This is a genomic window from Acinetobacter sp. NRRL B-65365 (assembly GCF_001605865.1).
Taxonomy (GTDB): Bacteria; Pseudomonadota; Gammaproteobacteria; order Pseudomonadales; family Moraxellaceae; genus Acinetobacter; species Acinetobacter vivianii.
Genome location: NZ_LRPD01000024.1, coordinates 1 through 11,714, shown reverse-complemented (window position 1 = coordinate 11,714; position 11,714 = coordinate 1). Strand labels below are relative to the sequence as shown.

23 protein-coding genes are annotated in these 11,714 nt (G+C 42.0%); 3 read left to right on the top strand and 20 right to left on the bottom strand.

Annotated features, from left to right (window positions below; genetic code table 11):
* Positions 1 to 55: 55 nt before the first annotated feature.
* The 20 genes from AWW72_RS10365 to AWW72_RS10275 form a co-directional block, all read right to left on the bottom strand.
* Entirely contained in the window at positions 56 to 970 is a 915-nt protein-coding gene (locus tag AWW72_RS10365; RefSeq protein WP_062847270.1) for a phage capsid protein, read from the bottom strand.
* A 14-nt stretch (positions 971 to 984) separates the two neighbouring features.
* On the bottom strand, positions 985 to 1,647 hold the full coding sequence (locus AWW72_RS10360) for a hypothetical protein (protein ID WP_062847269.1): 663 nt from the start codon (positions 1,645 to 1,647) through the stop codon (positions 985 to 987).
* A gap of 41 nt (positions 1,648 to 1,688) precedes the next feature.
* Positions 1,689 to 2,117, bottom strand: a complete 429-nt coding sequence (locus AWW72_RS10355) for a Bbp19 family protein (protein WP_062847268.1) — start codon at positions 2,115 to 2,117, stop codon at positions 1,689 to 1,691.
* A complete protein-coding gene (locus tag AWW72_RS10350; protein ID WP_062847267.1) occupies positions 2,114 to 3,760 on the bottom strand; it encodes a portal protein in 1,647 nt (548 codons plus the stop codon). The genes AWW72_RS10355 and AWW72_RS10350 overlap by 4 nt, the downstream gene beginning before the upstream one ends.
* A gap of 1 nt (position 3,761) precedes the next feature.
* Positions 3,762 to 3,989 carry a hypothetical protein gene (locus AWW72_RS10345; RefSeq protein ID WP_062847266.1) on the bottom strand — a complete coding sequence of 76 codons (228 nt, stop codon included), beginning with the start codon at positions 3,987 to 3,989 and terminating at the stop codon, positions 3,762 to 3,764.
* Between the two features lie 3 nt (positions 3,990 to 3,992).
* The gene (locus AWW72_RS10340; RefSeq protein ID WP_062847265.1) at positions 3,993 to 4,340 is read right to left on the bottom strand and encodes a hypothetical protein; all 348 of its coding nucleotides are present in this window, start codon (positions 4,338 to 4,340) and stop codon (positions 3,993 to 3,995) included.
* Between the two features lie 74 nt (positions 4,341 to 4,414).
* Positions 4,415 to 4,951, bottom strand: coding sequence for a hypothetical protein (locus tag AWW72_RS10335; RefSeq protein WP_062847264.1), 537 nt, complete (start codon positions 4,949 to 4,951; stop codon positions 4,415 to 4,417).
* Positions 4,952 to 5,156: 205 nt separating this feature from the next.
* Complete coding sequence (locus AWW72_RS10330) at positions 5,157 to 5,411, bottom strand: hypothetical protein (protein WP_062847263.1); 255 nt, start codon at positions 5,409 to 5,411, stop codon at positions 5,157 to 5,159.
* Complete coding sequence (locus AWW72_RS10325) at positions 5,411 to 5,677, bottom strand: hypothetical protein (protein WP_062847262.1); 267 nt, start codon at positions 5,675 to 5,677, stop codon at positions 5,411 to 5,413. The genes AWW72_RS10330 and AWW72_RS10325 overlap by 1 nt, the downstream gene beginning before the upstream one ends.
* Positions 5,670 to 5,885 carry a hypothetical protein gene (locus AWW72_RS19155; protein WP_062847261.1) on the bottom strand — a complete coding sequence of 72 codons (216 nt, stop codon included), beginning with the start codon at positions 5,883 to 5,885 and terminating at the stop codon, positions 5,670 to 5,672. The genes AWW72_RS10325 and AWW72_RS19155 overlap by 8 nt, the downstream gene beginning before the upstream one ends.
* Positions 5,878 to 6,099 carry a hypothetical protein gene (locus AWW72_RS19310; protein ID WP_062847260.1) on the bottom strand — a complete coding sequence of 74 codons (222 nt, stop codon included), beginning with the start codon at positions 6,097 to 6,099 and terminating at the stop codon, positions 5,878 to 5,880. The genes AWW72_RS19155 and AWW72_RS19310 overlap by 8 nt, the downstream gene beginning before the upstream one ends.
* Positions 6,096 to 6,413, bottom strand: a complete 318-nt coding sequence (locus AWW72_RS10310) for a hypothetical protein (RefSeq protein WP_062847259.1) — start codon at positions 6,411 to 6,413, stop codon at positions 6,096 to 6,098. The genes AWW72_RS19310 and AWW72_RS10310 overlap by 4 nt, the downstream gene beginning before the upstream one ends.
* Positions 6,413 to 6,718 (bottom strand): hypothetical protein, encoded by a 306-nt coding sequence (locus tag AWW72_RS10305; protein WP_062847258.1) that lies wholly within the window; start codon positions 6,716 to 6,718, stop codon positions 6,413 to 6,415. Before AWW72_RS10305 ends, AWW72_RS10310 begins: the two co-directional genes overlap by 1 nt.
* Positions 6,715 to 7,080, bottom strand: coding sequence for an HNH endonuclease (locus AWW72_RS10300; protein ID WP_062847257.1), 366 nt, complete (start codon positions 7,078 to 7,080; stop codon positions 6,715 to 6,717). The genes AWW72_RS10305 and AWW72_RS10300 overlap by 4 nt, the downstream gene beginning before the upstream one ends.
* Positions 7,077 to 7,583, bottom strand: coding sequence for a hypothetical protein (locus AWW72_RS10295; RefSeq protein ID WP_249409163.1), 507 nt, complete (start codon positions 7,581 to 7,583; stop codon positions 7,077 to 7,079). Before AWW72_RS10295 ends, AWW72_RS10300 begins: the two co-directional genes overlap by 4 nt.
* A gap of 98 nt (positions 7,584 to 7,681) precedes the next feature.
* Positions 7,682 to 8,194, bottom strand: coding sequence for a RusA family crossover junction endodeoxyribonuclease (locus tag AWW72_RS10290; RefSeq protein ID WP_062847255.1), 513 nt, complete (start codon positions 8,192 to 8,194; stop codon positions 7,682 to 7,684).
* Positions 8,195 to 8,199: 5 nt separating this feature from the next.
* Positions 8,200 to 8,361 carry a hypothetical protein gene (locus AWW72_RS19455; RefSeq protein ID WP_171254711.1) on the bottom strand — a complete coding sequence of 54 codons (162 nt, stop codon included), beginning with the start codon at positions 8,359 to 8,361 and terminating at the stop codon, positions 8,200 to 8,202.
* Complete coding sequence (locus AWW72_RS10285; protein ID WP_062847254.1) at positions 8,358 to 9,404, bottom strand: replication protein; 1,047 nt, start codon at positions 9,402 to 9,404, stop codon at positions 8,358 to 8,360. The genes AWW72_RS19455 and AWW72_RS10285 overlap by 4 nt, the downstream gene beginning before the upstream one ends.
* A 16-nt stretch (positions 9,405 to 9,420) precedes the next feature.
* On the bottom strand, positions 9,421 to 9,738 hold the full coding sequence (locus tag AWW72_RS10280) for a hypothetical protein (protein ID WP_062847253.1): 318 nt from the start codon (positions 9,736 to 9,738) through the stop codon (positions 9,421 to 9,423).
* A gap of 8 nt (positions 9,739 to 9,746) precedes the next feature.
* A complete protein-coding gene (locus tag AWW72_RS10275; RefSeq protein WP_062847252.1) occupies positions 9,747 to 9,971 on the bottom strand; it encodes a transcriptional regulator in 225 nt (74 codons plus the stop codon).
* Between the two features lie 141 nt (positions 9,972 to 10,112).
* Between AWW72_RS10275 and AWW72_RS10270 the strand changes: the two genes are divergently transcribed.
* The 3 genes from AWW72_RS10270 to AWW72_RS10260 form a co-directional block, all read left to right on the top strand.
* Positions 10,113 to 10,823, top strand: a complete 711-nt coding sequence (locus AWW72_RS10270; protein WP_062847251.1) for an XRE family transcriptional regulator — start codon at positions 10,113 to 10,115, stop codon at positions 10,821 to 10,823.
* A 232-nt stretch (positions 10,824 to 11,055) separates the two neighbouring features.
* Positions 11,056 to 11,256 (top strand): hypothetical protein, encoded by a 201-nt coding sequence (locus AWW72_RS10265; protein ID WP_062847250.1) that lies wholly within the window; start codon positions 11,056 to 11,058, stop codon positions 11,254 to 11,256.
* A gap of 2 nt (positions 11,257 to 11,258) precedes the next feature.
* Positions 11,259 to 11,714, top strand: a 456-nt coding sequence (locus AWW72_RS10260; protein WP_249409162.1) for a DUF7666 domain-containing protein, incomplete at its 3' end; no start/stop codon positions are given.

Sequence of the window (11,714 nt, the reverse complement as noted above, 5' to 3'; positions counted from 1 at the left end):
AACCTCAACCATTTTTCGCTATCGTGGTTGAGGTTTGGTGTTGCTTGGTTGGGTATTAAACTACAAAGTCGATACCGACAACTTTTTGCTCGTTGGCGCGACCAGCACCATAAGAAGCGATACCACCAATTTGCTTAACGTTCTTCTTGTCAGCACGTACAGCAATATCGAAGTTACTAATCGGCACACGGGCAAAATGAACAGCACCTTGCGCGAAAGCAAACGTTGTTTGAGTTGTCACCTCATTTGGCGCTGTTCCTGTAGTAACAGATTTAAGATCTTCATACGGAAGCCATAAGAAGCCAGCCCATTTTTTCGCTACGTCACCATCCTGAATGGCTTGAATGGTTTCGCGATCCCATTTTGTAAGCTCATCATCAATTAAGATTTGCTCCAAAATTTCGGCGTTATACATCATGTACAACGTTTCATTGTCCGCATGATTCGCACGGAATAACTTACGTGCACGGACAATTTTTGCTTTGTTCATTGGCGCACCAGAAGCACCAATTAGCTGAGCTGCTGGCAATGGTGTTGGTGTGTAAGTTTCTCCATCGGCGGTTTTGCGATTAATTGCGGCACCAAAAGCATTGTAAATAACACGATCACGTTGACGCATTTCAGCTGCCAAGCATGCCTGCATGTAATCACTGGTCGGATTTGCTGCAAGCTTTGGCTCATCGCGTGGCTCGATTGGGACGAACAAATCATAATCCGCCATGAGCGCTAAACGTGTACCAGCTTCTGGAACAGACCAAACCGTATCGCCAAAACGATCACCTGATGGTTGCATCTCTACTGTTCCAAGATCGTTAATTGTGAAAGATGAACCTTGGACAGATCCACGATCTTTCACACCAACCTGAAGAACAGATTTCTTTTGTTGACATTGAACTTCGAATGCATCATGAAACTGACGTTTAAACGCCGCCGTGATCATTCCCCCGTTTGTCGCCATATCTTGAGGCATATTTTAGTGCTCCCTTAATCCCGATGATTTTTCGCGTAAAAATCGTTGACTTTTGAAGCGACAGTCCTGTGATCGGGATGATCAGCATTGCTATACGCTTCGCTTGCGAGTAATTGTTGGATGGACTCACTACTGTTTGGTTGTGTGTTTGACGGTGGGGTGTCTTCATGAAGTTGAGAGCCGAAGTAAGCAGCCAACTTAATAAACTGTTCGTTTGACCCAATACGTGGATCTTCAAGTTGCTCTTGTGTGATTCCTGCTGCCAATGCTGCTTTTTTTGCATACCCTACGTTTTCAGTAAACTTATCGCCCCATTCTTTTTGAAGATTGGCTGTTGTTGCGCCTGAATGGGTTTCAAATAGCCGCTCAATCTGACCAGAAATCTTGTCGATCTGCGTCCCTATTAAAAACTCCATTTGCTTTGGATTAATGCCAAGCTCATGAGCTGCTTTTAAGAAATCGCCGTTTTCTGTTTTGAAGTTTTCAAAATCAAATCCATCGCGCTCAACCTTGTAATCATCAGCATTAAACGGCGCTGGCGTATCTGGTGGCGGTTGGTCTGCTGGCGGTGTTGTTGCTGGCACATCACTACCACCGCCCAAAGTTGTGTTATCCGCTGGTGGAGTTGCAGGCGGTGTATCTGTTGGAGTTGGGTTTTCTTGGTTATCAATAGACATAAAAAAGCCTCCTTTGTATGGAGGCTAGTTTTCTGTGTTGGTCATTCTATTTGGTTGTGCGTTTCAGGCTCTAATGCTCTAGATAGTTGAATGCATATAAAATCTAGTACTGATTTTCGTCCAGCTCTATAGCACTGTTCCCGATCTGCTTCCATTCCACCGCTGACATAAGTTGCGCCACCAAAGCGCTCAGCCAAGTCATTTAAGATGCTTCTCCCAATATGAGAGGCCTCGAATAGTGCGTGATAGTCCAGTGGTGTGGGCTTGTTTTTAAGACGCTTGGAAATCCTAAACACGCCCATTTCTCCATCATCATCAGAGCCATTCTTTTGAGATTGTCGCAACGTCCAGTTTTCAGACTTCAGAATCTCATTCAAATCATTCTGCTGACATAGCTTTGAATAAGTTCGCCACCAGCCAATACAGATAGCAATAATCACAGCAATTAAAATTGGTGCTAAATAAATCATGATGGTCGTTGCTCCTCTATCATTGACTGACCCACACCTTTAGCTACCTCTTTACCTAGATTGTCGGTAAAGCTTGCCTCTTGTGCCTGCTGCATTTGGCCTTGTTGTGCTTGTGCTTTCACCTGACGCACTTGATTAATTTGTTTTTTGGTACGTAAAACTTCGGCTGGAACCCCTAAACTTGAAGCTGTCACTTGCGCAATAGCATCAGGATCAATGTTGTCCAGCATTTCTGGATATGTTTGCGCATAGGTCTGTAGAGCTGTCATCAATCGTTCAATTGCACTTACATCTTCCAATTGCTGTGAACGTGCCAATGGTGAAACAAACTTGAATGAAAGATTGCTGCCTTGCAGTTCTTCTGGTGGATCACCAAGCACACCAGCACGGTAAGCCAGACCGAAACAACGCTCTAACAACGGGATCAAAAATTCAGCTTGCCAGCGCCCATACAACGGCCCTAACTGCTGACGAATTAAGTCAACACGCACATGAACTTCGGTAGCCGTCATTGCAGGCCCATCGGCTGGCTGCAATTGATCTGCCATCAAAGCTTTGCGGATATTCGTTTGAAGGTAAGTAACCATGTATTCAGCGACTTGGAAATTTGTCCCATCGTCCAAACGTTTAATATCATCAACATTATCAACAGCAATGATCTTGCGTGGCCCTAAACGTAAAGTACGCACGTTCATAACGCCGCCGTCTTTAGCTGCCCACATACCACCTATCGACAGTTCACCAGACTGAATAACCAATTCTTGTAACTTGTTGAGCTGCTTAGCATCTGGCAATGCAATAGACATCTGTCCGTTTCCGTATACAGAACCCGGTATCTTTCTATAACGTGGACATGCACATGGGAACTCGTTATAGCCTGAATCACGCAAAATGGTTTTTGAATCACATTCAATATGAACAGATTCAAAAGGCATTTTCTTCGGATGTTGCGGTCTATCATCCTTCGGCTCAACATAACCATCGCGTGGCTGAATTACCCACAAGATTTTAAACTTACGATCTGGCTCATCTTTCGATGCTTTTAGCACACTCTCGCTAACACTTTTCTCGCCATATTCAGCAACGATAGCCGCTGCACTCATTTCATATTCACGATAAATGGTGTCTACAACCTGATCCTGACGTGTTGATGCAATGTAGCATTCACCAATAGGCCAAGCTTGAAATGTAAATCCACCGCCCTCTTTTCTGTCAATGTCCGTGTAAAGCACAGCCCAGCCAGCAACAACGCCGTCCAGCACACTATCGTGCGCCTCGTTATCAAAGTTTGAGCCGTGAATGTTACGCCAGATAAACTTGCAAGCTTGATCAAGCCACTTCTCACCTTCAGTGATTTCAGAAAGATCATCGATACCATCTGGCACGGCGCGAAACCACAATGAGTTTGCAGGCGTGGTGCCTGAAATAAGTGATGCTACGAGCTGTTGGATAGACCAGCTCGCAGTTGAATCTAATAAATCGGCTCGCTCAGTTTTGCGCGTACTATCCACAGTCTCGCCGCTGAAAGATTGCTGGCGCTCAGGTGCTCCATATTTGTAGCACTCACGCCAATGTTGCTCATGCACAGCTCGACAAGATTTAAGTTGACCAAGCCGCTTAACCAATTGTGCCGCTTTATCCACATCAACCCCCTAACGTTGTCTTGTTTTGAGTTGTTGTGTTTTCCTGAGATGACAGAACAGTTGCAGCTTTGCGCTTGTTGCGAGCCGCAATAGCTTCATTGCTAGCCTGTGCGCTCTCATCATTTGCCTTCTTCTGTTCTGCCTCAGCGTCAAACGGCTTGGTTGTGTTCTGGCCTGTATCGAAGCCAAAAAGCTTCGCAGTGTTTCGAATAAATCCACCGTCACACATGATTTATTCCTCCACCAAAATATGGCCTTTGCCTTCCACATATTTAAAACGTTGTTTTTTCGGCTTGGCTTTGACTTGTGTGCTAGGTGAACCGTTTAATAACTGCTCTTCAATTCGGCGAACCGTTTCAAGGATTTCAGGGAGAATTAAAGCTGGATCTAGAACACCACCACCCAAAGACGGCTCATCACTTTGCTCTACTGTCTCGGCTGGATTTTCAGGATCAAGATTATCTGTCTTGGGTGATTCTGTTTCGGCAGCCGCTTCCGTTGCTACTTGCTCAACTTCTTGCGGCTGTTCTACTGGATCGGCTGCTTTGCCTGGTGTTTGTACTTGACGACGTGTAGTCATTAAAAAAGCCCTCACTGGTTTGTAAGGGCTAGTTTGTGATTCTGGTTGTTCTGTTTGGTTGTGTGATTAAAACTCTAATCCTCTTTTAGATATTTGGTTTTTAATATTGAAATTTCATTTGCCCTGTGAAGTGAAGCAAATAATGCTTCATAAATATCATTCAACTTCCCCCTGTACTTTTTATAATCAAATTTATCTACTTTATTTAGGTTTTTAGAAAATTCATTCATTAGGCTTTGCAAGCTCTCAGTTTCTGAGATCTTTTTTTCTAACATGTCTAGTATTAATAGCATGTCTTGCTTTTCTTCTTCGCTTAAATTTTCAGTTGGTGTATTTTCAGCCGCGTTCTTTAATTCAAGTAAATCATTTATTTGATTGTGAAGAGTATTAATAATTTGCAGTAGCATACTCATTACTTCTATTTTTAGCTCATAATTTCTTTGCTCATATGATTCGTTTTCTTGAGCATTTGTTATCTTAATCTGATCTAACACCCTCAAGTATCCTTTGTAGGCAAGCCAAAAAGCAACAATTGCTATAACTGTTTGTACCTGACTCTTCCCAAGAAGCTCCCAAACAAACTCCACCCAACTATATAATTCTTGAACCATTTTTATCTCCTTTGACGTATTATGCCAAAGTTTTGAGCCTCTTTGAATGTGGTCATTGGTCAAACCTCTCTTGGTGAAAATATGAGAGCTAATGCAAATACCATTGCATAGATGCCGCTAAAGCAAGACATCACCTGATCACCAGTCATTAATGCACCAAAACTAGATAGCACGTAAAAACATAGGAAAAAGACATGCAATTTGATCATCCTTCCCCCTTGAGCGCTTGCTCTAACCTCTTAACCGTGCCCCAACCAATAACACCTGACAAATGCAGCTTTTCAATTTCACTAACCACTGCATCCACCCGCTTTTGCAGCTCATCCACCTCGGTCTGGCGGTGATTCCAAGCCTTTTCAGCCTCATGCTTTAAATACGTGTAATTGGCATAATCCCCCGCCATAGAATGAGGCTGCTTACCATGTCTTTTTTCAAACCAAATAACAAATTCACTTCTCATCACTTCACCTGCTCTTCAAACTTCTTGCAATTTGGAGATGTGTCACAGTCGCGGAGGTCTTCTAAGGAGTTGGTGATATCTCGACCTTGATCAATGCCAACAGATTTCGGAATGGTTGTCATAAATCCATCAGGAAATCGGAATGAACTGTTCCATTCGTTTTCATCCCATATTGACCAGACGCCATATTCATTCTCTTTGTAATAAACACCAGCCTGCCAATGAGTTGCCCCTTTCGGAGCGTGTTTCATAATTTCTTCAATCATTGTGCTGTTCTCCATCAATGCGGTGGCCTACTGCGATTTCTTCGGGTGTGGCAATTGTCAAGTTGCTGATGTGTTCGCAGATTTGACACTTTGAAACTGACGTGTCTTTTCCATGCGAGATTAAGAACTCCTCATCACCAACCAAATGATTAATAAAATAGACTTTCCCATTAAAGTGACGGATAACCTTATCCCCGACCTTAAACATGCTCACCTCCATCTCTAAAACCAGCTTGCTGCTCGTCTTGAGTTGCATGTCGCCACCACTGAGCCAAGCACTCTCGACGAACACCATCGATTAGAAGTGTGATGTACAAGACACCACTCTTTAGTTTTGGTTTAAGATCAATTTTTAGGACGCGTTTTTCTAAGCCCCATGTTGAAACTACGTGGTCGCCTTTTTTAAATTCTTTAGCTTTCATGCTTCTTCTCCCGAATAGATTGACTCGTAGTCTCCGATGGCTTGTTTTAATGCATCCGACATCTCTTGACCTAGGCATCTAACTTGATATTCAAGCAGCCTAATACCACCATAAGAATCAATGAGATCAACGCTCTCAACTAAGTGCTTGAGGTCTGAAACCAAGCAAGATGCATATTTAGGCGCTAACACAAAATCTTGCATTTGCTCAGACCAGTACTTAAAGACTTCTGGCATGTAGCAATCTTGGTATTTGTTTAATACTTCCTTTGCCTTCTCAACACCGTGGTCTTTTATGAATTGGATTGCGTTCATCACCAGTCACCCCCGCTTAGCACTGAACATAAAGCATTGCTATATACTGCTGCTAATTCTTGTTGTGCTATTCCTGCGTCCCTATGGGAACTGCCCAAAAGTAATGCTAAGCCATCACTAGGGCTGTAATACTGAGCATCTGGAAACGTTTTGCGCACATCATCAAGAAGCTTTGATAATGCTGTGTTTAGGCGCTTAAAGCGCTTCTCAAAATTAGGATCAATGGAGTTAAGCAATTCGTTTGCATCCATGTCGCCCTCAGCAAGGATGTTTAATACTTCTTCTTCGGTATAGATCGCGTTCATTGGCTTTGCTCCCACTTCTCAAAATGAAAGATAATTTTTGATGTCGTCTCTTGAACTTGACCAAACATTAAAGCTAGACGGTAATTGGCAACGTAATCACGTAGTTTTCGATTTGAATCTTCTAGCTGCTTACGCCAAAACTCCAAAGTGAATGAGTGCTTATTCTTGTTGCAGATTGCACATGCAGGCATGAGATTTTCAATCACATCATGTTCAGGGTTCATGCAGGTGCCATCGCCATTTCTACGAATTGGGATTAAGTGATCAGCTTGCCATTTCTCTCCAAGCAACTCACCACAATAAGAGCACATGCCACCAAACTTCATTTTTATGTCTGCTCTTTGAGCTTTGGTTAATTTCATCGCCCTTCCCCGTCACGGGTGGTCATGTTTGCGCGTCTATTTCGGCCCTTCTCTGCTAAGCCAAGATAAAGACCATGCGCCTTTGTTGTTTGTGCTGTTACGATGCCAGCGCCATATTCAGCGTTTAATCGCAAAATATCTTCATAAGACATTTCAGCTTCAAGTTGCTCTGTCACATCGTCCAGAATTGAATCGAAAATCGAAGTGCTTAACTTGCGCTCACCCAGCGTTTTATTAGCCATGGTTCGCTCATGAATCGCTTTCACGTCATAGCGGTAGGTTAGGTGCTCGCCAACACGTGGAACGCGCTCTAAACCTGTTTGATCTTTCCACAATGCAATAAGGTGTTCGCCATTCTCAAAGAAAGGACGTGTACCTGTTGCCCATGCTGAAACCGTTGATGCGCATTTGAGATCTAATACATGCGCTATGCGTAAGTGCGACCACTTCAGGTTGCGTAAATCCAAGATCATTCTTGGAAAGTCTGGTTTCTTATAAGTCATTTTTTCTTTAAGAAAATCCTTAGCTTGCTTTCTGGCCTCGACAAAACACGTGCGCGCGCGCGAAGAGTTAGACCAAACTAAATAATCAATATGCATATTCACCCTCTTACCTCACTCACGGTTAGTTTTAATAATCCGCCTTTGATGATGCTTCCGCGCTTAACAACGAGCTCATCAAACTGTTCGTCATCAACACAAAATTCACATTTCACCAAGCTGTCGATTGTTGCTTTCAAGTAGTTATCGATGTCACGGCGCTGTTTGTTTTGAAAATGAAAAGTCACCTCAAGTTTTAAACGTGCTGTTGTTTGAAGTGCTGGAACAACTACACGAACGAGATCATGAAAATCATGTGCTTTGTTCGATAACCGATAGCCTCGTCCTGATCTTTCCCAGTAGTGATTTACTGACGGCGGTATCATTCCAATTTCACAATTCAAAAGCTGTTTTAGATCACTTTCGTAAAACGCTCTTATTTCACCCGTATGCGCTTCTTTTAATACCTCTGCTACATTGGTATGGTTTTTCTCTTTTCGTTCAATCACGGCTGTTTTATCCACGTTCTGGCGTTTGTTTTGATGTTGTTTAAGCTGCTGCTCACTCCATCTCATGATTTTTAACCTCCCAGCTCTTGTAATTTGTTTAAAAAACTTCGATCAACTTTTCCAACGTATGGCATCCATTTTTTGAAATGCTCGTTGTAGTGAAACCAGGTGCTGTTTTCTTTTTTCCAAAACGTACCGTCTGTTTCGATGTGGGTGCTGGTGACTGGTCTCATGCCATGCCCTCCAGATTTCCAACGAATCCAACGTCACGAAGGTATGAAGCCCAATGTTTTAGGTTTTCAGGATCACGAAGTTTTGTAGCGATACGGGATTCAAAAGTTTTCTGCGATTCACCAGTGTTTGCGTAGGTGCAAGCAAAATCGCTCAATGCACAGAGTTTTTTGCTGAACATGTCGATTTGAGAATCAGAAAGATTTTTACTGCCCGATGGTTTTGATTGGCGTACACGTCTGGTTTTTGGTTTAGACAAACTTTGGATTCGATAAATCCAGTAATTCATCCAGCCTTGTGCCGTTGTTGGCTCTCGACCTGTTGACCACTGAGCGAAGTTTTTTAATTCCTCGACAATCGATTCATCGGTGAGTTCTGGATTTTGTTTTTTAGCCTGATCTGCAAAATCAGTTTTGATCATGTACACGTTCGCCAGCTCTCGAAGTGTGTAACGGGCATTGTCCTCAACGTGGTATTGAATCGAATTGCTAAACATTTCCGATTCAGATTTATCCACAAGAGATTTATTTTTTTTATTTTCTTTAGGTGTTTCTTTAGAGTTTTCTTTTGTAGTGTCCCGTTTCGTGGTACTAGTCCCGTCCTTTTTAACGGTACTAGTCTCATCCCGTTTCGTGGTACTAGTCCCGTTTCGTGGGACTAGTCCCGTTTCGTGGTACTGGTTAGGAGTGAAAAAATAGACATTCCAACAACCTTTTTTGCGATCCACTTTTATGATTTTGCAGTCTTCTAGCTCCTTGATTACCGCCATAACAGTGTCACGTTTTTTGATCCCGCAAATGCTCTGAAACTGCGTAATAGAGATGTTGTCCGAGTCTCTATCAAAACCTACAGTCTGACGAACAATAAACATTAGGCATTTAAAAGCCTTATCGCTTAATTGAGCCATAACTAGATCGTCAATAAGCATGTTGGGTAAGCGCGTATACCCTCTCTCTATTTTCGACATAGTTGCATGCTCTTTTTTTGGAAATTGAACCACTTCCCCTTGTTGTGTGGGCGGCGGTATGTGTGCTAAATTTGGCATTCGTAATATCCGTTTATTAATTAATGTGAACGGCAAGAAGGTCTATCTGTTCCAGCAGATGGACTTTTTTTGTGCCTGTTGTTTTTCTTGGGGTGACATCAATAATCGGTTGGGGTGCTGCCAGCTCGAAATTTGAATCTCTTGTATCTGTGGTAAGACATGCGAACGATGAGAGAGAATTTATGTACTCTCTTACTTCAGTAATTTTTTGATTCATGCAAACACGACTTAATTTAGATATGTCGGTCTTTTCGGCCTTAGCAATCTCCTCAAACGCCCGCTTTTCTTCATACGTGCATTTAAATGTAATGCTCTCGGTTAATTTCTCGGACATAACTCCACCTATGAAACCGAGATTTCAGAAAATGAAAGCTTCAAGCTCGGTCTAAGATCGAGAGCCTTAAATTTTCCATTTGTTTTCTTCTGGATGAGCAGTGCTATCTCTACCGATATTTGCTTAGTAGAAAGCATGTGGTTCACTGTGGGTTGCGTGATGCCTAGGGCTTCAGCTGTTTTGCGCTGACTTCCGTAGTGTTCTACAACCTCTTTAATTGGATTAGATGACATAACCATCCCCTATATAGATTATCTATAATTTATAGAATATTCTATAGACAGTCAATAATTATATATAGACATATCTATATAGGTTATTTTTTGTCGATTTGAGGTGATAGAAATGTTTATATATTATTGAGAAAAATTCTCATGAATGAGTTTATTGGAATGCCAACACAAGCTGAACGACTGAAAGAATCTAGACTTAAGGCGGGACTTTCACAAAAGCAGCTCGCTGATGCTGTAGGTATGAAGCAGCCCTCTTATAGCTATCTTGAAAAAAATCCTAATAGTGGATCTTCGCATCTCCCTGAAATCGCAAAAGTACTTAATGTCGATCCATATTGGTTAAGAACTGGTAAGTTGCTTGAAGATACCGACAAAAGTCTAAGTCAGATAATTGATACTTCTCCAAACGTTACTGTAAGCTCTGAAGAACAAGAAAATGAAAGAATTTGGATTGACTTAGTGAACATACGGTTTGCCTGTGGGGATGGGGAATCGATTGAATTTCATTTTGATGAAGTTCTTGAGAAACGTGATTTCCCTCCACAATTTTTTAAAAAATATGGTGTAAAGCCTGAAAATGTGAAGCTCGCCTTAGCTTCTGGTGAGTCACAAGAACCATATGTTTGTGCAGGTGATGTTTTTGCTATTGATCTGGCAGATACAGAGATTAGAGATAATGAGTTCTATGCTATCTATTTTGAAGGCGAAGCTATGTTGAAACAGATATTTAAAGAGGAAGGCGGAAAGCTTGTTCTTCATAGCCTCAACCCAAAATATAGAGATAAGGTTATAACTGATGCGAATGGCGCAAGCTTTAGAGTGATTGGTCGACAGTTCTATAGAGCTGGCTAAATAAATATAGAATAAATACCCGCTTCGGCGGGTTTTTTAATGCCTTCAAGAATTTTTTTACATTTTTTTAATCTATATTTTCAAATATTTAATAGAAACAAATAGATCAATATAGACAATATATAGATAAATCTATTGATTACTTTTATAGAATATTCTATATTTACCTCGTAAACAAAAAAAGCACACCGACTCTCTTACCTTCCGATGTGCTTCAAACAACGAGGCAATTATGAAACATAAATCTATCCAGAGTCAAACGACTCGCCCATGTTGCACCGAGCCTACTGCAAAGGATATGCAAATTCCGTTGTGGGATCACTTTGTGGCAAATCTCATCGATACACTAAAACTTTTTGCTTTTCTGGGCACAGGCCTAGTGCTTTGGTATGCCCTCACATTCTTTATTCATAGCATGTTCTGGGGGAATTAATCATGGCTAGAACTAAAAATAACACTGCACTTGTATTGAGAACATGCAAATCAGATTTAACTAGCCGAGGCGGTTTCCAATGGGCTGATGTAGGTGGAACAACTGTTGCAGCAGATTGGGTTGAAAACAAAGAATGTGGCAATGGATTACACGGTTGGTTATTTGGCTCGGGCGACCACTCATGTTCTAACTATCTAGATGCAGATAGCAAATGGATGGTGTTAGAAGTTGACCTTAAAAGCATTGTTATGCTCGGTGAAAAATGCAAATTCCCAAAAGCAAGAACTGTATTTGTAGGCGATAAAAAGTCAGCAACAGATTACTTAATTGCTAACGAGCCTAGAGCTAAGAACGTCTCCGTTATTGGTGCTTCACTCGAAGTTGGTGATAGCGGCTCAGTGCTGGTTGGTGCTTTAGGCACAGCAACTGCTGGCAACTGGGGCACAGCAACTGCTGGC